At 70.7% G+C, this 20,336-nt stretch carries 19 protein-coding genes; 11 read left to right on the top strand and 8 right to left on the bottom strand.

The features are described from left to right. Positions 1–8 precede the first annotated feature (8 nt). The 3 genes from ACFWYW_RS16630 to ACFWYW_RS16620 all read right to left on the bottom strand — a co-directional run bounded on the left by ACFWYW_RS16630 (position 9) and on the right by ACFWYW_RS16620 (position 2,373). A complete protein-coding gene (locus tag ACFWYW_RS16630) occupies positions 9–431 on the bottom strand; it encodes a hypothetical protein (protein ID WP_379610333.1) in 423 nt (140 codons plus the stop codon). Next, complete coding sequence (locus ACFWYW_RS16625; RefSeq protein ID WP_379610334.1) at positions 416–952, bottom strand: hypothetical protein; 537 nt, start codon at positions 950–952, stop codon at positions 416–418. Before ACFWYW_RS16625 ends, ACFWYW_RS16630 begins: the two co-directional genes overlap by 16 nt. A gap of 68 nt (positions 953–1,020) precedes the next feature. Next, on the bottom strand, positions 1,021–2,373 hold the full coding sequence (locus tag ACFWYW_RS16620; protein ID WP_379610335.1) for an APC family permease: 1,353 nt from the start codon (positions 2,371–2,373) through the stop codon (positions 1,021–1,023). A 109-nt stretch (positions 2,374–2,482) separates the two neighbouring features. Here ACFWYW_RS16620 and ACFWYW_RS16615 point away from each other — a divergent pair, with 109 nt between their 5' ends. The 3 genes from ACFWYW_RS16615 (at position 2,483) to ACFWYW_RS16605 (ending at position 5,438) form a co-directional block, all read left to right on the top strand. Next, on the top strand, positions 2,483–2,863 hold the full coding sequence (locus ACFWYW_RS16615) for a hypothetical protein (RefSeq protein ID WP_379610336.1): 381 nt from the start codon (positions 2,483–2,485) through the stop codon (positions 2,861–2,863). An 85-nt stretch (positions 2,864–2,948) separates the two neighbouring features. Further along, complete coding sequence (locus tag ACFWYW_RS16610; RefSeq protein ID WP_379610337.1) at positions 2,949–4,397, top strand: DUF2079 domain-containing protein; 1,449 nt, start codon at positions 2,949–2,951, stop codon at positions 4,395–4,397. Between the two features lie 252 nt (positions 4,398–4,649). Continuing rightward, positions 4,650–5,438: an NAD-dependent epimerase/dehydratase family protein gene (locus tag ACFWYW_RS16605; RefSeq protein WP_379610338.1), complete on the top strand. Its 789-nt coding sequence runs from the start codon at positions 4,650–4,652 to the stop codon at positions 5,436–5,438. Between the two features lie 9 nt (positions 5,439–5,447). Here ACFWYW_RS16605 and ACFWYW_RS16600 read toward each other — a convergent pair whose 3' ends face one another. Then, the gene (locus ACFWYW_RS16600; protein WP_379610339.1) at positions 5,448–6,533 is read right to left on the bottom strand and encodes a glycosyltransferase family 4 protein; all 1,086 of its coding nucleotides are present in this window, start codon (positions 6,531–6,533) and stop codon (positions 5,448–5,450) included. 39 nt (positions 6,534–6,572) lie between these two features. On the opposite strand from ACFWYW_RS16600, the gene ACFWYW_RS16595 reads away from it, so the two are divergent. The 3 genes from ACFWYW_RS16595 (at position 6,573) to ACFWYW_RS16585 (ending at position 11,875) form a co-directional block, all read left to right on the top strand. Beyond that, positions 6,573–7,391, top strand: a complete 819-nt coding sequence (locus ACFWYW_RS16595; protein WP_379610340.1) for a PIG-L deacetylase family protein — start codon at positions 6,573–6,575, stop codon at positions 7,389–7,391. After that, positions 7,391–8,443: a YbhN family protein gene (locus tag ACFWYW_RS16590; protein ID WP_379610341.1), complete on the top strand. Its 1,053-nt coding sequence runs from the start codon at positions 7,391–7,393 to the stop codon at positions 8,441–8,443. Before ACFWYW_RS16595 ends, ACFWYW_RS16590 begins: the two co-directional genes overlap by 1 nt. Before the next feature lie 63 nt (positions 8,444–8,506). Further along, positions 8,507–11,875: a BTAD domain-containing putative transcriptional regulator gene (locus ACFWYW_RS16585; protein WP_379610342.1), complete on the top strand. Its 3,369-nt coding sequence runs from the start codon at positions 8,507–8,509 to the stop codon at positions 11,873–11,875. On the opposite strand, the gene ACFWYW_RS16580 is transcribed toward ACFWYW_RS16585, so the two are convergent. Next, positions 11,844–12,347, bottom strand: coding sequence for a hypothetical protein (locus ACFWYW_RS16580; protein ID WP_379610344.1), 504 nt, complete (start codon positions 12,345–12,347; stop codon positions 11,844–11,846). The two genes, ACFWYW_RS16585 and ACFWYW_RS16580, sit on opposite strands and share 32 nt — an antisense overlap. Before the next feature lie 161 nt (positions 12,348–12,508). On the opposite strand from ACFWYW_RS16580, the gene ACFWYW_RS16575 reads away from it, so the two are divergent. Further along, entirely contained in the window at positions 12,509–13,024 is a 516-nt protein-coding gene (locus ACFWYW_RS16575) for a DedA family protein (protein WP_379610345.1), read from the top strand. A 56-nt stretch (positions 13,025–13,080) separates the two neighbouring features. On the opposite strand, the gene ACFWYW_RS16570 is transcribed toward ACFWYW_RS16575, so the two are convergent. After that, entirely contained in the window at positions 13,081–13,272 is a 192-nt protein-coding gene (locus ACFWYW_RS16570) for a YegP family protein (RefSeq protein WP_379610346.1), read from the bottom strand. Positions 13,273–13,389: 117 nt separating this feature from the next. On the opposite strand from ACFWYW_RS16570, the gene ACFWYW_RS16565 reads away from it, so the two are divergent. Then, positions 13,390–14,229, top strand: coding sequence for a D-alanyl-D-alanine carboxypeptidase family protein (locus tag ACFWYW_RS16565; protein WP_379610347.1), 840 nt, complete (start codon positions 13,390–13,392; stop codon positions 14,227–14,229). On the opposite strand, the gene ACFWYW_RS16560 is transcribed toward ACFWYW_RS16565, so the two are convergent. Together ACFWYW_RS16560 and ACFWYW_RS16555 are read right to left on the bottom strand one after the other, a co-directional pair. After that, complete coding sequence (locus ACFWYW_RS16560) at positions 14,226–15,041, bottom strand: TrmH family RNA methyltransferase (RefSeq protein WP_379610464.1); 816 nt, start codon at positions 15,039–15,041, stop codon at positions 14,226–14,228. The genes ACFWYW_RS16565 and ACFWYW_RS16560 overlap by 4 nt on opposite strands. After that, positions 15,038–15,799, bottom strand: a complete 762-nt coding sequence (locus ACFWYW_RS16555; protein ID WP_379610349.1) for a DUF4184 family protein — start codon at positions 15,797–15,799, stop codon at positions 15,038–15,040. The genes ACFWYW_RS16560 and ACFWYW_RS16555 overlap by 4 nt, the downstream gene beginning before the upstream one ends. 120 nt (positions 15,800–15,919) lie before the next feature. Here ACFWYW_RS16555 and ACFWYW_RS16550 point away from each other — a divergent pair, with 120 nt between their 5' ends. The 3 genes from ACFWYW_RS16550 (at position 15,920) to ACFWYW_RS16540 (ending at position 20,110) form a co-directional block, all read left to right on the top strand. Next, the gene (locus tag ACFWYW_RS16550) at positions 15,920–16,555 is read left to right on the top strand and encodes a cation transporter (RefSeq protein ID WP_379610350.1); all 636 of its coding nucleotides are present in this window, start codon (positions 15,920–15,922) and stop codon (positions 16,553–16,555) included. 252 nt (positions 16,556–16,807) lie between these two features. Further along, a complete protein-coding gene (locus ACFWYW_RS16545) occupies positions 16,808–18,466 on the top strand; it encodes a substrate-binding and VWA domain-containing protein (RefSeq protein ID WP_379610351.1) in 1,659 nt (552 codons plus the stop codon). A 108-nt stretch (positions 18,467–18,574) separates the two neighbouring features. Further along, positions 18,575–20,110: a sigma factor-like helix-turn-helix DNA-binding protein gene (locus ACFWYW_RS16540; RefSeq protein WP_379610352.1), complete on the top strand. Its 1,536-nt coding sequence runs from the start codon at positions 18,575–18,577 to the stop codon at positions 20,108–20,110. Positions 20,111–20,336 lie beyond the last annotated feature (226 nt).

The raw sequence follows: 20,336 nt of genomic DNA, 5'->3' as shown, positions 1-20,336 counted from the left end.
CGAGCCTGTCAATAGGTGTTCCGCCGGCGCAGGCGGGAGAGCAGCGGATAGAGCAGGCCGAGGCCGACCAGGACCAGCGCGAAGGTCAGGATCCACTCGTTGGAGCCGCCCTCGGTGTAGACCTGCGCGGGGCGGCCCACGTCCACGGCTTTGAGTGCCTGGCCCTGGGCCATGGTGTCGCGGGCGCTGCCGTACAGGGAGACCTCGCGCGCGCCCGAGGCGGTGGCGAACCGCCCGTACCACGCGCAGGCCTCGTGGCCCCCCGGATGCGTCACGCACGACAGGCGGCTCGCCGTGAACGTGCCCCAGGTTCCCTCGGCCCGCGCGGCGCGCACGACGGGCCCGAGATTGGGGACGGCGAGCGCCAGCAGCAGCACGGCGGTCACCGTCGCCACGACGACGGTGAAGCGGCTGTTCACGCCCGCGCGCACGAGCAGGACATGCGCGCCCGCTCCTCCTTGTCCGGCCGGGCGTGCAGGATCATGGCGACCACTATCGGGGCGAAGACCACCGTGTTGTAGAACAGGTGCAGCTCCACGCGGGGGAAGAGCAACTGCGCCACGCTCGTCTGCACCGGCCGGCCCGCCAGGAACCAGCCCGACTGCACCTGGATGAGCAGCAGCAGGTGCTCGACGTGGTGCCAGATCTGGATGCCCAGGGCGATGTTCCACCACAGCCGGGCGCGCCCGGTGAAGCCCTTGCGCAGTACCCAGAGCGCCGCGAGCATGATCAGCGCGTAGCCGTAGTGCAGCGCCTCCGAGGTGACCAGCCAGGGGAAGAACTGCCCCAGCACTCCCCTGGCCTCGGGCACGGGCCAGCCCAGCACCCAGATCTGCACGGCCTGCACGATGTGCTCCGCCCAGTGCGCGAGCACGACGAACAGGAACACGTTCAGCGCGGTCCGGTGACGGGGACCGTTGAGCGTCCCGGTCAGGCCCGTGGACATCGGCATGGCGGTCATCATCCCTCCAACGCGTGGACAGCCGCACCTGTTGTACGGCCCGCCCACGCGTCAGGGATTCAGTCCTCCGGAGTGATCTTGGTCGGATCCACCTGAGTGACCCGGCCCACGAAGATCCAGTTGATGCCCCAGAGGATGACGCCCAGCACGATGAGGGCCGCCGCGCGCAGGTAGATGTCGGCCGACCTGCCGGTCAGCGGCAGCGCCAGGAACAGGCAGACCACGGCCCCGAGCACCGGCGCCCAGGTCGGGGCCCGGTAGTGGTCGTGGCCGACGTCCTCCTTGCGCAGGATCAGCACGCAGATGTTGACCAGCGCGAACACCAGCAGCAACAACAGCACGGTGGTGTCGGCCAGCGGCGCCACGTCGCCCGTCGAGACCAGGATCGCCGCGATGGCGATCGTGAACACGATGGCGATCCACGGAGTGGACCGGGTCGGGTGAACCGTGCCGAAGAACGGGGGGATGATGCGCTGGCGGGCCATGCCGTACACGAGCCTGGAGGCCATCAGCATGTTGATCAGCGCGGTGTTGCCGACGGCGAGCAGCGCGATCAGCGCGAAGAGCTTGGGCGGGAAGGCCAGCCCCGCGACCTTCACCACCTCCAGCAGCGGGCCGGAGGACTCGATCAGCGTCTTGGTGTCGACGAGCATGGTCGCCGTGAACGCCACCGCCATGTAGATGACCGCGGCCACGATCAGGCCGCCGAACAGGGCGCGGGGGAAGTCCTTCTGCGGGTTCTTGGCCTCCTCCGCCAGGTTGACCGAGTCCTCGAAGCCGAGCAGGGCGTAGAAGGCCAGCGCGGTGCCGCCGAGGATGCCGAGGAAGGCGCCGTTGGCCGGGTGGAACTCGATCGCCCTGGCGGGCTCGCCGTCCCCGGTGAAGAGCGCGAAGATGCCGATGGCCACGATCACCAGCAGGCCGAACGCCTCGATGATCGTCAGGGCCACGTTCACCTTGACGGACTCCGAAATTCCGGCGAAGTTCACCAGGGCCACCAGGCCCAGGAAGATGAACGCGCCGACCAGCACCGGCAGCGTCACGAACTCGGCCAGGTAGCGACCGCCGAAGGCCCTGGCCGCCGCGCTCGCCGAGGTGATGCCGCTCATCATCACGGTGAACGCGACGATGAAAGTGACGAACGGGATGCCGAACGCCTTATTGACATACAGCGCCGCTCCGGCCGCCTGCGGGTACTTACCGACCAGTTCGGCATAGGCCGTCGCGGTCAGCGCGGCGAGGACGAAAGCCACCAGGAACGGCAGCCACAACGCCCCTCCGACATGCCCGGCGACCTTCCCGACCAGCGCGTATATGCCCGCGCCGAGAATGTCGCCGACGACGAACAGCAGCAGGACCCTGCGGCCGATGACCCGCTTCAGTGAGTGTTGTTCTGCCTGACCAGTGCTCATGACCTTGGACTACCCACGTCTGTCACCACTGATGTTGGCAATGTGCAAGCGAGATTCAAGGAATGGTCCATAATGTCCCTTCGTCTCCACACCTACGAAGGGCACAACCATGACTTCCTCCCGCCGTCGCATCGCCATCACGATCGCGACGCTGACTCTTGCCGGGCTCGCGACCGCCTGCGGCGCGGTCGACAAGGCCGTGGACTGCAACACGGCGGCACAGGAGGTCACCAAGATCTCCAACGAGTTCACCCAGTCCATGGCCACCGCCGCCACCGACCCCGACGCCTTCAACAAGGCGAGCGAGGAGGCCGCGGGCAAGGTCAAGACCCTGGCCGGCAAGTACGACGGCGAACTCGCCGCTGCGCTCAACGATCTGGCCGGCGGATTCGAGGACATGAAGATGGACAAGAACAACCCCGCCTCGGCGATGGACGGTGTCAACAAGCTGCAGGGCTTCACCACCAAGATCCAGAGCGCCTGCGGCTGACCCCCTGAGCCCACGGCCGCCGCACCGCCTGTGGGGGGCAGCGCGGCGCGGCGGCCGTGACGCATTGGCACTACTCTTGCTGCCCGTGACGGCGGAGACCATGACGGCGGAAACCGTGACGACACCCGGCCGCCGCCTTCCGCGGCACCGCTACCGGGTCGGGCTGATCGTCCTGGTGGCCGCGGCGGCGTACTCCGTGATCGGGCTGGTGAAGCTGGCCACGTTCAGGGCGAGTACCTACGATCTGGTCATCGTCGACCAGGCGGTGCGCAACTACTCGCGCTTCCGGCCGCCGTACATTCCCGTCGTGGGCGGGTGGCACGACCGGGGCATGGACTATCTCCAGATCGTCGACCACTTCTCGCCGATCTACGCGCTGCTGGCGCCGTTCTACTGGATCCACGACGGGCCCGGGTCGCTGATCGTCGCGCAGGCGCTGCTGTTCGCGGCGGCCATTCCGTTTCTGTGGCTGTTCACGCGGCGGGTGCTCGGGATCGGGGCCGCGTACCTGGTCTCCGTCGCCTACGCGCTGTCGTGGCCCGTGGCCCAGGCGATCGCGTTCGACGCGCACGAGGTCATGTTCGTGCCGGTGCTGACCGCCATCATGATCGAGCGCTACCAGGCGGGACGCTTTCTGCCCGCGTTCCTGGCGATGTTCGGGCTCCTCCTGGTCAAGGAGGACATGGGGCTGATGGTGATCGGGTTCGGCCTCTACCTGTTCGTCACCGGTGACCGCTTCCGCGGCATCTGCTGCGCGGTGATCGGCGCGGCCGGGGTCATGCTCACCCGCGGCGCGATCATCCCCATGCTCGGCGGCGACACCTCCGACTTCTGGGCCTACAACCACCTCGGGCCCGACCTGCCGGGCGCGCTGCTCGGCATCCTGCGCGACCCGCTCGGGACGCTGCTGCTGCCCTTCAGCGCCGAGGCCAAGGTCGACACGTTGTTCCTGCTGGTGTGGCCGACGCTGCTGCTGTGCCTGCTGTCGCCGTTGTCGCTGATCGCGCTGCCGCACGTGCTGGAGCGGATGCTGTCGGACCGGGAGTTGTGGTGGCAGGCCGACTTCCAGTACAGCGCGTTTACGGTGATCATCCTGTTCTGCGCGGGGGTGGATGGTCTTGCCCGGCTGCAGCGGTGGCTGGGGCGTAAGGACCTGGCGGTGGTGTGGTCGGCGGCGGTGCTGGTGGTCGCCGTTACCCTTGTGCCCCGTTTCGCCCTTGACCAGCTCTACCACCCCGACTTCTACAAGGGCGACCAGACCAAGATCGTGGCGGCTCGGGAGGCGGTGGCGAAGATCCCGGACGGGGTGGTGGTCGAGGCGGCCAACAGCTTCGGGCCGGCGTTGACGGGGCGTACGACGGTGCTGCTGTGGACGGCCAAATCACACAACGCGCCTTGGGTGATCGCGGACACGTCCCGCTGGGAGTTCCCCTTCGGCTCGGCCGACGACCAACGCGCCCAGGTGGACTCTCTCGTTTCGCAGGGCTACACGCGCGTCTTCGACCGCGACGGCGTTGTTGTTCTCCGCCGCTGACCTTTTTGGCTCTTCTGGCGTGTGGGTGGTTTGCGGCCGCTCGCGACGTGCGGCTCTCTTTGGGGTTGACGTGCGGCTCTCTTTGGGGTTACGGCAAGCCGCCCCCACGCCACCCGCCGACGCCGGCGGGCGCCGATCGTGGGGGTCGCTTCTCACGTCGGACATGGTCCCCGCCGTCACGGCCCCCCGTATGGGAAGCCTTCACCGCGCCCGTGCGGGAATCTGTCGGTGGCGTTCGGCAGACTCCTCCCCATGAGGCTGGGCAAGATCGTGTTGACCGGTGCCGCCGGGCGGGTGGGAGCGGCGATCCGGGATGGTCTGCGGGCGCGGGCCGAGCGGCTGGTGCTGGTTGACCGGGTGCCTATCGAGGCGCGAGCCGGTAACGAGGAGGTCGTCACCACCGAGCTCGACGGCCTCTCCACCGTGCTGGAGGTGGTGCGCGGCGCCGACGTGGTCGTGCACCTGTCCGGGATTCCCGACGAGGCGCCGCTGCCGGATCTGCTCCAGGCCAATGTGCTCGGCACCCACCACGTCTTCGAAGCCGCCCGGCTGACCGGGGTGCCGCGGGTCGTGCTGGCCGGCAGTAACCGCCTGACCGGCCACTATCCCGTCACGCGGACGCTCACCCCCGATCTCGCGCCCCGCCCCGACGGCCTCTACGGCGTCTCCAAGGCGGCCGTCGAGGCCCTGGCCCACCTCTACGCCGACAAGTTCGGCCTCCAGATCGTCAGCCTGCGGATCGGCAGCCTCGAAACCGAACCCGAGGACGCCCGCCACCTGGCAACCTGGCTCAGCCCGCGCGACTGCGCCGGGTACTTCGCCGCCGCCCTCACCACCCCGGTCACCGGCTTCGTGGCCGGCTACGCGGTCTCGGCCAACGCCCGCCGCTTCTGGGAACTGCCCGACCTCGGCTACACCCCGCTGGACAACGCCGAGGCGTTCGCCGCCCGCTTCCCCGGCGCCGACGCCTTCTTCGTGGCCGGCATGCCCCAGGGCGGTTCGTTCGCCGCGCCCGCCTATACCCTCCCCCACCTGCGCTAGCCCACGAAGTCAGCCGATCGCCTGCTTGTACGCCCGGTCGAAGCCCTCCAGGACCGACTTCCAGGAGCCTGCCGCCGGCTCCGTTTCGCGGTTGTGGGCGGCGATCGACTCGCGGAGCTTCGTGTCGGTGGTCAGGCGGGCGACGCAGCGGGCCAGGTCCGGTTCGTTGCGGGCCAGCAGGCCCTCCTCGCCGTGCCGGACGAAGTCGGCGACCCCGCTGCGTTCGCGGGCGATCACCGGCAGCCCCGCCGCCCTCGCCTCCAGGGCGGCGATGCCGAAGGACTCCAGGGGCGCGGGCGCCACGAACATGTCGGCGGAGGCCAGCAGCCCGGCGATCTCCTCGCGGGTCTGGCGGCCGGGGAGCGTCACCCAGCCGGTCATGTCGTGCTGGGTCAGGTAGCGGTCCATCGAGCTCCTCGCCGGGCCGTCCCCGACGATGGTCGCGCGCATCGGGATGCCGGACGGGACCCGGGCGCGGGCCGTGTGCAGGGCCTTCAGGAGCCGCACCGGGTGCTTGCGCGGAGCCAGCCTGCCCACCGCCACGATGTGGACGCCGTCCTTGCCCGCCGAGCCGGAGGGCAGGTCCGACGGTCGCCAGCCGGTCAGGTCGAGGCCGTTGGAGACCACGTGGACCGGTACCCCCCGGCCCGCGACCCGGCGGATCGGGACGGCGGCGGCGCTGCTCACGGTGGTGGCGACCACGCCCCAGCGGTGCCACTCGTACACGAGGCGGAGCAGGCGGTAGACGGCGCGGGTGCCCGGGTCCCACATGCTGTGGACGGTCACCACCACGGGCAGTCCGGCCCGTACGGCCGCGCGTACCCCCATCCAGGCGAACGGCGAGACCGCCCCCGTGTGCACGTGCACGACGTCGGGACGGGAGGAGGTGAGCAGGCGGGTGACATGTCCCACACCACGCGGGTGCACGGGCAGGTCGAAGGGCATTCTGGCGACGATCCTGCGCACGCCGTCGAGGGGTTCGCCGCGGGTGGCCGTGGCCACCTCGACCTCGTGGCCCGCCTCCCGCTGCTGGCGTACGAGGTCGGCCACCTGGACCTCGATCCCTCCGAGCCGCGGCAGGTAACAGTCACTCACGTGAAAGATCCGCACCTCTCCCAGACTAATCTGGGCCCTGTGCCAACAAAGCCACGCACAGCTGTGTTCTTCCACGCCCACCCCGATGACGAGGCCCTGCTGACGGCGGGCACCATGGCGATGCTCGCGGCCGAGGGGCACCGGGTGGTGCTGGTGGTGGCCACGGCGGGCGAGCGCGGCCTGGCGGAGATGGATCCGGGCGACGAACTGGGCGAGACGCGGCTCAAGGAGCTCTACACCTCGGCCGCGCTGCTGGGCTGCGCCCGGGTGGAGTGCCTGGGCTACGGCGACTCGGGGCTGAGCCCCAAGGGCGGCGTCGCCGAGGAGCGGCCGGACAACGCCTTCATCGACGCCGACACCGACAAGGCGGCCAGGCAACTGGCCGAGATCCTCAAGGACGAGGCGGCCGACCTGCTGGCGATCTACGATCCGGCCGGCGGGTACGGGCATCCGGACCACGTCCAGGTGCACCGGGTGGGCAGGCGCGCGGCGGAGATGGCGGGGACGGAGATCGTCCTGGAGGCGACGGTGAACCGCGATCCGTTGCTCAAGGCGCTCAAGCTGGCGGGGAAGGTATACCGGTTTCCGCCGGAGTTCGATCCCCGGACGTTCGAGAGCGCCTACACTGCGGGCGATCAGATCACCCATCGGGTGAACGTCAGGAAGTACACGAAGCAGAAGCGGGCGTCGATGGAGGCGCACGTCTCACAGGCCAGCGGCGGCGACAGCGACCGTACTCTGGCCGTGATGCTGAAGATCCCCGGCCCCCTCTACCGCCTGGTGTTCGGAACCGAGTGGTTCGTCCGCAGGGACGTGCCCCCGGGCACCCGGCTCACCCACCCCTTCGAGCAGGTGTGATGAAGAACAAGTGGCTGCAGGTCACTCTGTCCGTGCTGTCCCTTGCTCTGGCGGTCCTGCTGGTGGTCTACCTGCCGCAGATCGTGCAGGCGCTGACCGGCAAGCCGGTCTCGTGGCGGGAGATCGGCGCGGAGTTCGGCCAGCTCGGCGCCGGAACCATCGCGCTGATGGCCGGGTTGTGGCTGCTGAGCCTGCTGGCCTACACGTTCGTGCTGACCAACTCGCAGCCCGGCCTCAGCAACCTGCAGGGCCTCACGCTCAACGCCGCGGGCAGCGCGGTCAGCAACCTGCTGCCGTTCGGCGGCGCCGCGGGCGTGGCGCTGACGTTCGCCATGTGCAAGGGCTGGGGGTTCGGCTACCGGTCGATCGTGGTGATGACGCTGGTCAGCGGCGTGTGGAACACGCTGTTCCGGTTCGTCCTGCCCGCGGTCGGGATCATCGCGCTGCTGATGGCGGGCGAGGTGGTCAACACGACCGTGGAGCGGGCGGGCTGGGCGGGCGCGATCTCGATCCTGGTGCTCGTGGTCGTGGTGGCGGCGGCGCTGTACTGGGACCGCGCGGCGGTGCTCCTGGGCAAGGTGCTCGACGGGCTGGGCAGGCCGTTCAAGAAGGAGATCGCGCCGTCGTTCCACAAGCTGCGCGCCGACACCGCGGGGATCGTCAGGACGCGCTGGCCGGGGCTGTCGCTGGCGATGATCGCGTTCCTGGTGCTCCAGTGGGGGATCATGGTGGTCTGCATGCAGGCCACCGGCGCGTACCCCGGGCTGGCGCAGTCGATCGCGGTCTTCGCGCTGTCGCGGGTGCTCACCGCGGCGCTGATCACGCCGAGCGGCGCCGGGATCATGGAGGGCGGGGTGGTGCTCCTGCTCGTCTCCTTCGGCATCCCCACGGCTCCCGCGACCGCGACCGCACTGTTGTTCGGCTTCTGGACTTACACTATCGAGATCCCGTTCGGCGGCCTGGCTCTGGGCGCGTGGGCGCTTCTGCGCAGGCGCGACAGCCGCAACGGTGCCGCGAAATCCCCGTCCGAGAGTATGAAGGCCCCGCAGTGACCCTTCCAAACCCCTCAAAGACCTTGTGCGTGATTCGGAAGCGCGCATAGCGTGGCGGCTGACATGGTGGCGTTTCGAGTTCTGGGGCCAGTCGAGGCGTACGAAAACGACGAACTCGACCTCGGCGGGTTGCGGCAGCGAGCCGTCCTCGCCCGATTGCTGGTGGCCAGGGGTCAGGTCGTTCCGGTCGACACCCTGCTCTACGACCTGTGGGCGGACGACACCGCCAAGGGTGCCCAGTCGGGCCTGCAGGTCTACATCTCCCGGCTGCGCCGTGTGCTGGAGCCCGGCCGCCCGCGCGGGGGTCCCAACCGGCTGCTGGTGACGGTCGCCTCCGGGTACGCGCTGCGCGTCGCGCCCGACCAGGTCGACGCGCTCCGCTTCGAGCAGCTGGTACGCAGCGCCGGAGAGCGGCTGGAGGGCGACGATCCTCAGGCGGCCAGGACCTTCCTGGAGAAGGCGCTCGGGTTGTGGCGCGGCACGCCGTACTCCGACTTCGCCGACCAGACGTGGGCGGAGGCCGAGGTGAACCGGCTGACCGAGCTGCGGCTGGTGGCGCGCGAGCGCCACGCCGACACCGGGCTGCGCCTCGGGCTCAACGCCGAGACCGTGCCCGACCTGGAAGCGATGACCACCGAGCACCCGCTGCGCGAGGAGGGGTGGCGGCTGCTGTCGCTGGGCCTGTACCGCAGCGGCCGGCAGGGCGACGCGCTGGCCGCGCTGCGCAGGGCCCGCGGCATCCTGGCCGACGAGCTCGGCATCGACCCCGGCCCGGCGCTGCGCAAGCTGGAGTCCGACATCCTCGCCCAGGCGCCCGGCCTTGAACTGGTCCCGTCGGCCCGCCCGTCCCGCCCGGCGCAGCCGGTCAACGACACCTGGCCGCCGCGTCCGGCCGCGCCCGTGGAGCCGCCGCCGCTGGAGCCGGAGCCGTTCGTCGGCCGCGACGCCGAGCTGACCAGGCTGACGCAGGCCGCCGCCCGCACGGGCCGCTTCCAGGTGGCGATCGTCACCGGCGTGGCGGGGGCCGGCAAGACCACGCTGCTGAGCCAGCTGGAGAGCAAGCTCGCCTCCGACGGCTGGATCACCTCCTCCGGCGCCTGCCCCGACTCCACCGCCACCCCGCCCGGCTGGGCCTGGGTGGAGATCCTGCGCACGCTGGTCGGCGTGACCGGCGCCGGCGAGTACGCCCAGTTGCTCGCGCCCCTGCTCGACGACGCCGACCCCGATCCCGACGACGACGAGCTGTCCGGCGGCTTCCGCCTGCACCGCGCGGTCGGCGGCTACCTGGCCGGAGTGGCCCGCCGCTCCCCCGTGCTGCTCACCCTCGAAGACCTCCACTGGGCCGACGACCAGACGCTTGCGCTGCTGCGCGCGCTGCCGAGCCTGCTGGCCACCAGCCGGGTCATGCTCGTGGTCACGTGCAGGGAGAGCGAGCTGGACGACGGGCAGTCCGACGTGCTGGCCGCGCTGGCCAGGCTCGGCCCGGTCCGGGTGGGGCTGTCGGGGCTCGACCCGAAGGCGGTGGCCGAGCTGGTGCGGGCCACCTGCGTACGCGAGATCGACGAGGACGCGGTCGAGTCGATCGTCGAGCGCACCGGCGGCAACCCGTTCTTCGTCCGCGAGACCGTGCGCCTGCTCGACTCCGAGGCCGCGGCGGCCGGTGAGACGACGACCACCGCGGTGCTGTCGCGGGTGCCGTCCGGCGTGCGGGACGTGCTGCGGCGGCGCATCTCGCGGCTGCCGGCCGAGGCGCAGCAGATCCTGCTGCAGGCGGCGGTGATCGGCCGCGACGTGGACATCGACGTGCTCATCGGCGTGGCCGGCGCCGAGGAGCCGGTGGTCGAGGCGGTCGAGGCGGCGCTGCTGGCCGGGCTCGTCACCGAACCGGGCCCCGGCCTGCTGCGCTTCGACCACGACCTGGTGCGCGACACGATCTACTCCGACGCCTCGCGGCTGCGCCGTACCCGGTTGCACGCGGCCGTCGCGAAGGAGATCGAGGAGCGCAGCCCCGCGGACGTGGCGGCGCTGGCCCACCACTACTTCCTCGCCGACGCCGCGGAGAAGGCGGTCCACTACGCCGGGCTGGCGGCCGAGCAGGCCGAGCGGCGTTTCGCGCACCGCGAGGCGGCGCGGCTGTGGGAGCAGGCGATCGCGGCCTTCGAGCGCACCGGCGGCGACACCAAGGAACGTCTGCAGCTGATGCTGCGCCAGATCAAGGCCCTCGCGGTCTGCGGCGACATGACCGCGGCCAGGCTGCTGCGCCGCCAGGCGATGGACCTGGCGCTGCCGCTGCAGGACCTGGAGATCACCGCGCGGGTGGCGGCGTCTCTCGCGGTGCCGCACAAGGGCATGGCGCGCGACTTCACCCGCACCGCGTGGGAGATCGTCGACGTCACCGAGAAGGCGCTCATCGAGCTGCCCGAGGGCGAGCAGACGCTGCGCGCGAGCCTGCTGACCACGCTGGCGCTGGAGCTGGAGGGCTCCTCCTCGCCCGAGCGGGGCCGTCAGGCGTCGCTGGAGGCGCTCGAACTGGCCCGGCAGAGCGGCGACCCGGCCCTGATCGCGGCGGCGCTGAGCGGGCGGCTGCGCCAGTCCTACGACATCCCCGCCGTCGACACGCGCGAGAGCATCGGACGCGAGCTGCTGGAGGTGGCGCAGCGCTCCGGCCAGATGGCCACGCAGGCGCTGGCCCACCTGGTGCTGCTGGAGTGCGCGGCGGCGCGCGGCGAGTTCGCGGCGGCCGACCAGCACGCGGCGGCGGCCGAGAAGCTGTCGAAGCAGTACGACCTGTCGGCCCCCGCCGCCGTCTGCGCCTGGTACGCCGGGCAGCGGCTGATGATCGCCGGCGACTACGCGGGCGCCGAGCGCGCCTACCGCGACGCGGCCAGGATGACCGCGCGGGTCGGCATGCTCGAAGGCCGCCAGGACCTGCCGCTGATCACCACGTTCTGCCTGCGCCTGGTCGACGGGCGCGCGGCCGAGACGGTCGAGCTGCTGAGCGAGAAGCACCTGGGCGGCTCCAAGTGGACGCTCGACCCCTACGCGCTCGCGCTGGCCTCGGCCGGGCACATCTCCGACGCCAAGGCGGTGGCGGCCACGCGCCCGCCGGTGCGGCCAGACTTCCTGTACGAGCTGGCGATGACCTGGCGGGCCCTGGCCGGGATGCTGCTCGACGACCGCGCGCGGATGGTCGACTGCTACGACAAGCTCAAGCCGTTCGCCGACCGCGTCGCCGGCGCGGGCACGGGCGTCGTGGCGCTCTGGCCCGTGGCGCTGACGCTGGGAGATCTCGCGGTACGGCTCGGCCAGCCCGACGCCGCCCTCGACCACTACCGCAAGGCGCTGGAGGTGGCCGAGCGGGTCGGCGTGGCCCGCTGGGTGGAGGCGGCGCGGCGTTCGGTCAGCAACTCACTTGGAAACGGTCGCTCTTGATCGTCTTCTGACCCTGGACGGCGAACTCGACCCGGTACCAGCCGGGGTTGTCGGCGACCCTGGCCTGCCAGGAGATCGTGCGCCGGGCGGCGCCGAACCCGGAGTGGTCGACCAGGTAGACGCTCCACCGCTTGGTGTACGGGCTCCAGCGCGACAGCTGCCAGCGGTAGAGCACGGTCTGCGCGGGGTCGGGGTTGACCACGACGGTCCTGGCCAGGTAGGCGCGGTCGCAGCCCTGCCCGCCGGACTTGGCGGTGACGGAGATGGCGCCGGGCGCGACGGCGGCGGTCTGTGAGGTGATCGGCACCTCGCGGGCCTGCAGCGTGATCGCCTGCTGGGGCCGCGGGGCCGACCTGGCGGCGTCGTAGGCGGTGACGCCCGCGTACGCGCCGGTGGCGGCCAAGGCGGCGACGAACAGCTTGACGGCGTTGGCCGATCCGGCGGTGAGCGCCGCTGTGGTTGCCTTGCTCATGGTCACCACTCCTTCGTTCTCACCCTCAGGTGTACGCGCGGGGGGTTGAGGGTTGCTTGTCGCGCACTTGCAATCGGGGAAGACTGGCGAGGTGACACGGGCTCGGGGGATCAAATAAGGTAAGCCTGGCCTTATATTCGCTTGGTGGGGTGATGTCTGGAATGCGGTACCTTGCGGGCATCCCTGATCCCACGAGAGCGTCGTTCTTCGGCCTGCCGTACTGGGTCATCGTGCTGGTGGGGGCGATCGCGCTCTTCGGCGCCTTCCAGGCCTACTACTGGATCGGGCACAAGCTCGGCGAGAAGCTCTACGACTCCCGGATCGGCCGGCGGCTGCCGCGCGCGCAGATCGCCCGGGTCGAGAAGGTCGTGGAGAAGTGGGGGGCGCTGGCCGTCTACGGGTGCTTCTGGGTGCCCGTGCTGCGCCACACGCTGCCATGGGTCGCGGGCGTGCTGCGCATCTCCTACCCCTGGTACGTCGTGGCCAGCGCGCTGGGGTGTCTCACGTGGGTGCCGGTGACGTCGTTCGCGCTGTACGGGGTGATCTGGGGCTGGTTCCAGCTCGCCACCCACTCCCCCATCACGGCGCTGGTCGTGGCGGTGGTGGCGGTGGCGGTGATCGTGTTCCTGGTCGTCAGACGCAGGCGGCGCAAGGCGGACAAGGCCCTGGCCGCCTGACGGCCCGGCTGTTCAGACGGCGGCTACTAGACGGCGGTTTTTCAGACGGCGGTTTTTCAGACGGCGGCGAGCGACTGGTCGTCGATCTCGGCCGTGGCGGCGTTCCTGCGTACGGACTCGATGCCGTTCACGCAGGCCGCCTTGGTCGTGTAGCCCTCGCTGACGGCGATCGTCTGGCCGTTGCCGGCGACCAGCTTGAAGCGGTATTCGTCCCGCTTGTCCTTGGAAATGACGAATTTCCCAGCCATGATGAACCCCCCGGATTGCCCGATGTAACGATCATTTACCCCCATCTAGCTGTTGTTTTCCCGCCATGGAGTCAAGTTCGGCAAACGGACCTTAGATCACCTGTCACCATGGCTGACATGCATATTGGGGGAATCTTCGCCTCTGCCGCGGTAGCCGTACTCGTGGGTCTGACGTCGAGTCCCGCGCACGCGACCGCGAAGCCCGACGTCGGCGCCAAGCAGGCCTACGTCGTCGACTCGGCCGGAACGATCCACTACGGCAAGCGCCAGACCAAGCGGGTCCCGGTGGCCAGCCTGGTCAAGGTGATGACCGCCTACGTGGTGCTGCGCGAGGCCAAGCTGACCGACACCGTCACGATCACCGCCGCCGACGTACGGCACGCCGCCGTGAACGGCGCCACCACGGCCGCCCTGCGCAAGGGCGAGCGGCTGACGGTCCGCGACCTGCTCTACGGCCTCATGCTGCCTTCCGGCGCCGACGCGTCCAATGCGCTGGCCAGGGTCTACGGACCGGGCAAGAAGGCCTTCATCGCCAAGATGAACGCCACCGCGCGCGGTCTGGGCCTGGCCGACACCCGCTACACCAACGCCGACGGCCTGCCGACCCCCGCGAACGGCGGCCACTCGACCGCCGTCGACCAGGTCAAGCTCGCCCAGATCGCGCTGAAGAACCCCGTCTTCACCCAGGTCGCCTCGGCCAAGGTGCACAAGGTCGCCAAGTCCGGCGCGCACCGCGCCCACACCTGGCGCAACACCAACAAGCTGCTGGAGCGCACCGACGGCGTGCTCGGCATCAAGACCGGCTACACCCGCGCGGCCGGGTTCTGCCTGGTCTTCGCCGCGGAGCGCCACGGCAGGCAGGTGGTCGGCGTGCTGCTCGGCGACACCAACGAGCGCCGGTTCACGCAGGCGGAGGAACTGCTCGACTACGCCGGGGAGCAGATCGCCGCGGGCTAGGCGTCCCTGCGCATCAGTCCATGGCAGGCGATGGCCGCCGCCGCGACCACGTTCAGCGAGTCGACCCCGGCGGCCATCGCCTGCGCGCTCATCGGGATGCAGACCGCCTCGTCGGCCTCGCGCAGCCAGCGCGAGGACAGGCCGTCGCCCTCCGAGCCGAGCAGCAGCGCCACCCGATCACCCATCTTCACCGCGTCCAGCGGGACCGCCGACTGGTCGGGCGTCAGCGCCAGCGAACGGAACCCCAGCTCACGCAGCCGGGCCAGCCCGTCGAACCAGTTGCCCATCCGCGCGTACGGGATCGAGAACACCGACCCCATCGAGACCTTGACCGAGCGCCGGTAGAGCGGGTCGGCGCACCGGGGCGACAACACGATCGCGTCCACCCCGAGCGCCGCCGCGCACCGGAAGATCGCGCCGATGTTGGAGTGGTCGACCAGGTCCTCCAGCACCACGACCCGCGAGGCGCCGGCGAGCACCTCCTCCACCGGCGGCAGCGGCAGGCGCTCCATGGAGGCCAGCGCGCCCCGGTGCACGGGGAACCCGGCGACACCCGTCATGATCTCGTCGCTCACCACGTAGACCAGCGCGTCGCCGAGCACGTCGGCCAGCGCCGGCAGCCACCGCTCGGTGGTCAGCACCGACCGCACCGGATACCCGGCGCCGACCGCCCGCCTGATCACCTTCTCGCCCTCGGCCAGGAACAACCCGCGCTCGGCCTCCAGGCTCTTGCGCAGCCCGACGTCACGCAGACCGGTGTAGTCGGCCAGCCGGGGGTCGGCCGCGTCGCTCACGTACTCAAGCACCTTCAGATGGTACGCACCCCGCGCCGCCTGACCTGCCAGACGACCGAGTAGCCGGTGAGCACGAGGCCGAGCCCGATCAGGGTGCCCGCGCCGATCCTGGTGAACAGGCTGGCCAGGCTGCCGTGGTCGGGGTGGTCGAGGAACGGCCAGAGCGCCCCGCCCGCCACGACGCCCGCGGCGCAGGCCCACAGGACGGCCCGCCGTACCGGCTGGGGGGTGTGCAGATGGTCCGGTACGGCGACCGCCGCCATCCTGGACAGCCCGCGCACCGCCCACCACGCGACGATCGCCAGCCCGGCGGCCGAGGACAGGTACTGCAGCACGCGGAAGACGGTGGTCACGCCGAGCACCCGCGCGTCGAAGAAACTCCAGCCCCACACGTCCACGCTGTAGGAGTGGGTGAAGGAGTCCCAGAACACGTGCGTGGCCGCGCCGAGGAGCGCTCCAAGGACGATGGGCAGCAGGCGGTAGGACGGCTTGAGCGTCGCGGCCCGCCCGCTCAGCGCCGGGGGCAGCAGCGCGATCAGCGGCTCCCTGAACACCCGGTGGAAGACGAACACGAGCACGACCACGGAGAGCAGGTCGAGGGTGAGGATGCCCTGCCAGGAGTGCCAGTCGGCGTAGGCCGGAAGAAAGGGCAGGAAGATCGGCAGGTCGGGCACCATCGTCCCGATCGCCAGCGCCCACGGGTCCAGCCAGGCGCGCAGCCGGGCGGACGAGATCAGGGGCAGCACGGCGGCCACGTGAGCGGGGGTGAACGGCACCGGGACACCCTACCCGGCGAATCTTGACCTTTCTTTGCGCAAACCCCCTAAGGTGACCTTGAGTAGTGGGTATGTTACGGATCGCTGTCGGCGGCCGGACGTGGGATCTCGGGGGTTAAGGTGCCTGACCAGCTGGTTCATGCGCATCCGGCCGCGTCAGTCGACTGGCTGCGCGACGCGCGGCGGGCCCGCCTGCTCAGCCTGGTCACGCTGGCATGGCTGGCGGCGGAGAGCTCGCTCGGACTGGCGGCGGGGTTCTCCGCGCACTCGGTGGCGCTGATCGGCTGGGGGCTGTCGGCCCTGGCCGAGGCGGGCGCCAGCCTGATCGTGCTGTGGCGCTTCACCGGCTCGCGCACGCTGTCGCCCTCGGCCGAGCACACCGCGCGCCGGGCGATCGCGGTGAGCTTCTGGGTACTGGCCCCCTACCTCGTGGTGCACGTGGCCCACGACCTCGACGCCGGCCACCGGGCCGCGCCCAGCGCCCTCGGCATCGCGGTGACGGCGGTGAGCCTGGTCACGATGCCGGCTCTGGCGGCGCTCAAGCGGCGCCTGGCCCGGCGGCTGGGCTCCGGCGCGACCGCGGGCGAGGCGGCGCAGAACCTCATCTGCGCGGTGATGGCCGCGGGGGTGCTGCTCGGATTGTGGGCCAACACGCTGGGCTGGTGGTGGGTGGATCCGGCCGTCGCTCTGGTGCTCGCGGCGCTCGCCGTACGCGAAGGAGTGCGCGCGTGGCGCGGTCACGCATGCTGCCACTGACGCACACGCAGGGTCATCATCACACCAAAAGAGCTGTTTTGTTGCGCCAAGTCCACCGAGTATCGTTCCCGGAGTATTAAAGGAGCATCTACCGCCAGGATCTCCGAAAGGTCTCGACACACCGAAGAGGACATCGTGGGGCGACATCGCACAGACGAACTCGATGACGGGTATCGAGGCCAGGATCCGGGCCCGCGCCGGCGCAGCCGTGGCAGCGGGCGTGGCAAGGTACTGGTCCCGCTGGCAGGTGCGGTGGCACTCGCGGTGCTCCTGGGCGTGGCCGCGTTCGTCATCTTCAACCGCGACCACGACTGCTCCGGCGGCAAGCTGCCGCTGAACGTGGTGGCCGCCCCCGACATCCAGCCCGCGCTGCAGAAGATCGCCGGCGACTACAACAAGTCGCTGCAGTCGATCGACAGCAAATGCGTCGAGGTGAAGGTCACCAAGGAGAACCCGTTCAAGGCGGCCAACAACATGGCCTCCGGCAAGCTGACCCCCGACGTGTGGATCGCCGACTCCAGCCTGATGGTCTCCGAGGTACGCGCCAGCACGGCGGGCGCGGCGATGCCGGAGCCGTCGGGTTCCGTGGCCAGGTCCCCGATCGTGCTGGCCGCGGCCAAGTCGATGGCCGGCAAGCTCTCCGGCAGCCTGCAGCCGAGCTGGGCCGGAATGATCTCGGCCGCCAACGTGGCCAACCCCGACGGCCCCGGCCGCAAGGTCCGCGTGCTGGCCCTGGACCCGAAGAAGAACTCCGCCGGGCTGGGCGCGCTGCTGGCCGCCTCGGGCGCCGCCAAGGAGGCCGAGCTCGACGACAAGGCCATGGTCGGCGCGCTCAAGGAGCTGTCGGACCAGGTGGTCCCGAGCCCCGACGCGCTGCTGGCCAGCCTCGCGGTGAAGTCGGGCAGCAAGGTGCCGGTCGGCGTCGCCCCCGAGCAGGCCATCTACGCCCACAACCAGAAGAAGCCGGACTCGCTCATCGTCCCGCTCTATCCGGAAGAGGGCACGCTCAGCCTCGACTACCCGATCGTGATCACCACCAAGAGCCCGGACGTCCGCAAGGCCGCCGACGCCTTCAAGGCCGAGCTGGCCGGGCAGTCGGCCCAGAAGACCCTGCGCGAGCACGGCTTCCGCAGCCCCGACGGCAAGGCCGGCGACGTCCTGACCAAGGACAAGGGCTTCGACCCCAAGAACCCCGAGGCGCTCAAGGCGCCGGACGCCAAGACCATCGCCGCCATGGCGCAGTCGTGGTCCCGGCTCAGCCTCGGAACCCGGATGCTGGCCCTGCTGGACGTCTCCGGCACCATGGCCTACCCGGTGGCCGGCGCCGGCATGACCCGTATGCAGGCCATCACCAAGATCGCCAGCGAAGGGCTCGGCCTGTTCGAGGCCGACTCGGAGATCGGCGTGTGGGCCTTCTCCACCCACCTGCAGGGCACGCAGGACTGGCGCGAGCTGATCTCGGTCGGCCCGCTGAGCGAGTCGGTCAACGGCGTGCTGCGCAAGGACGCCTTCTCCACCCAGCTCGGCAGCATCCAGGCCAAGCCGACGGGCAACACCGGCCTGAACGACACCCTGAAGGCCGCCTACGCCCAGATGACCAAGGAATACGCCGACGACAAGATCAACACCGTCCTGATCCTGACCGACGGAGCCGGCAACGACGACCCCGAGGGCGGCATCAGCAACGCCGAGATCCTGAGCTACCTGAAGAAGACCTACAACCCCAAGCGCCCGGTGAGCATCCTGCTGATCGCCTTCGGCCCCGACGCCCCGAAGGGCCGGGCCGAGATGGACACGCTCGCCAAGGCCACCGGCGGCGAGGCGTACATCGCCAAGAACATCCTCCAGGTGCGCGACTTCTTCGCCCAGGGGATGGCCCGGCGCCTGTGCGCGCCGCGCTGCGACGGCTGACCTCGCCCGTCACACCTTTCCCACCTCATGCCGGATCGGCATGAGGTGGCAACCCCTCCCTGAAAGGCGGCGTCCTCCACCCGGGACTTGCACCTGCGGGGAGGGTTTGTGGCTGGATGGCCTAACGTCGATCGCGCCGACGACCATGAGCTGGCGCAGGGGTTGCGTCGCGGCGACACCGACGCTCCCGCGAAGCTCTACGACGCCTACGCCGAACGGCTGCACGACTACGCCTGCTCGCTGACCGGCGACCGCGACAGCGCGGCGGACTCGGTGCACGACGCGCTGGTCACCGCCCAGGGCGGCGCGGCACGGCTGCAGGAGGCCGCCAAGCTGCGCGCCTGGCTCTACGCGCTGACCCGCTTCCAGGCGGCGGCCAGGATGGCGCGCAAGGACGGCGCGCCCGCCGGCCCGCCGCCGCCGGTGCTCGAAGAGCCGGAGGACCCCGAGCTGACGGCGCTGGTGTACGAGGTGCTGGGCGAGCTCAGCAAGAACGAGCGGGAGGTCCTGGAGCTGTCGTCGCGGCACGGGCTGACGCCCGCGGAGGTCGGCTCGGTGCTGGGGCTGACCTCGCGGCAGTCGGCGACGCGGCTGGGGCGGGCGCGCGACCATCTGGAGAACGCGGCGGCCGCCGTACTGCTGGCCAGGACGGGCCGGGCGCACTGCCCTGACCTGTCGGCGATGGTGGACTCGTGGGAGGGTCCGCTCACGCTCATGCTGCGCCGGAGGCTGTCGGGGCACATCGGCGGCTGCGAGGTCTGCACCGAGGGGCGCCACCGGCAGGTGGCCGCGGCGAAGCTGCTGGACATGGTGCCGGTCGCCTACCCGCCGATCTCGCTGCGCCGCCGGGTCGTCGACACCTGCGTCAACCCCGAGCTCGACCACGCGCGCACGCTGATCATGGAGCGGGGCGACAGCTTCGACCGCACCGGGTTCCCGGTCGAGCAGCGCGGCGGGCGCGGTTCGCGGCGGCGGCGCCCGCGCAGGCTCGCCCCGGTCGTGCTGGCCGGGGTCGCGGTGCTGGCGGGCACGGGCGCGATGGCGCTGATGAACGGCGAGAGCGGCGCCCCGGCTGCGGCCATGCCGACGTCCTCCCCCTCGCAGTCGCGGGCGCCGATGTCGGTGCCGACCGACGAGCCGGTGGACGAGGAGTTCACCGAGGAGCCGGCCCCGGACCCGACCACACCGGAGCCCACGCGTTCCGGCCCGGCGCCCCGGGTGACGCCCACCGGCCGGCCGGCCCCGCCGGCCACCAAGCCGGCGAGCGAGCCGACCAGGACACGCCGGCCCGCCCCGGGCGCCCGGCTGACGGTGAGCTGCCCCGGTTCGATCAGCGGCGCCGCGAAGGTCGGACTGACCGCGCGGAACGCGAGCGTGTCCTGGACGTCCGGGCCGTCGGAGGGATTGGGCGTCTTCCCCGCGAGCGGGACGATCAAGGCGGGCGCGTCGGCGTCCATCTGGGTGACGGTGGACGATCCCGAGGCCGCCGGCTCGGGCACGGTCACCTTCAGCTCGAACGGCGGCGCCGCCACCTGCGCCCTTTCCTGGCGGGGACGGCAGGCGCCCACCCAGGAGCCCACCCCCTCCGAGGAGCCGACTCCGACCGGCGAACCCACCGAAACACCTGGAGAAGCCCCAGAGTGACATTTAGGTGATGTTCAGGGATATATCCGGCCCTAGGTCGAACTTCCCCTCCGTGATAGGGCATCCTGGGAGGCTTGGGGCGCGTATCGGGACCAAGGCTCACATTTCTCGCACTCTCCAGCGCATGCGAGAAACCTGGTGGCCAGGGTAAACCGGCACGGGCCACCAGGCGTCGCCATTGACGCGCCCACAGCACGATTGGTCCCATGAATGGGCGATCAATCGT

The organism is Nonomuraea sp. NPDC059023 (genome assembly GCF_042740095.1).
In the GTDB taxonomy this organism is placed as follows: Bacteria; Actinomycetota; Actinomycetes; order Streptosporangiales; family Streptosporangiaceae; genus Nonomuraea.
This window is presented reverse-complemented; position numbering and strand designations above follow the sequence as displayed.

Coding starts and splice junctions, on each gene's coding strand:
- ACFWYW_RS16620 (WP_379610335.1), bottom strand. CDS start 2,373: ATGAGCACTGGTCAGGCAGAACAACACTCACTGAAGCGGGTCATCGGC.
- ACFWYW_RS16570 (WP_379610346.1), bottom strand. CDS start 13,272: ATGGCTGGGAAATTCGTCATTTCCAAGGACAAGCGGGACGAATACCGC.
- ACFWYW_RS16605 (WP_379610338.1), top strand. CDS start 4,650: ATGAGGCTGGGCAAGATCGTGTTGACCGGTGCCGCCGGGCGGGTGGGA.
- ACFWYW_RS16565 (WP_379610347.1), top strand. CDS start 13,390: ATGCATATTGGGGGAATCTTCGCCTCTGCCGCGGTAGCCGTACTCGTG.
- ACFWYW_RS16575 (WP_379610345.1), top strand. CDS start 12,509: ATGCGGTACCTTGCGGGCATCCCTGATCCCACGAGAGCGTCGTTCTTC.
- ACFWYW_RS16625 (WP_379610334.1), bottom strand. CDS start 952: ATGCCGATGTCCACGGGCCTGACCGGGACGCTCAACGGTCCCCGTCAC.
- ACFWYW_RS16585 (WP_379610342.1), top strand. CDS start 8,507: ATGGTGGCGTTTCGAGTTCTGGGGCCAGTCGAGGCGTACGAAAACGAC.
- ACFWYW_RS16615 (WP_379610336.1), top strand. CDS start 2,483: ATGACTTCCTCCCGCCGTCGCATCGCCATCACGATCGCGACGCTGACT.
- ACFWYW_RS16580 (WP_379610344.1), bottom strand. CDS start 12,347: ATGAGCAAGGCAACCACAGCGGCGCTCACCGCCGGATCGGCCAACGCC.
- ACFWYW_RS16590 (WP_379610341.1), top strand. CDS start 7,391: ATGAAGAACAAGTGGCTGCAGGTCACTCTGTCCGTGCTGTCCCTTGCT.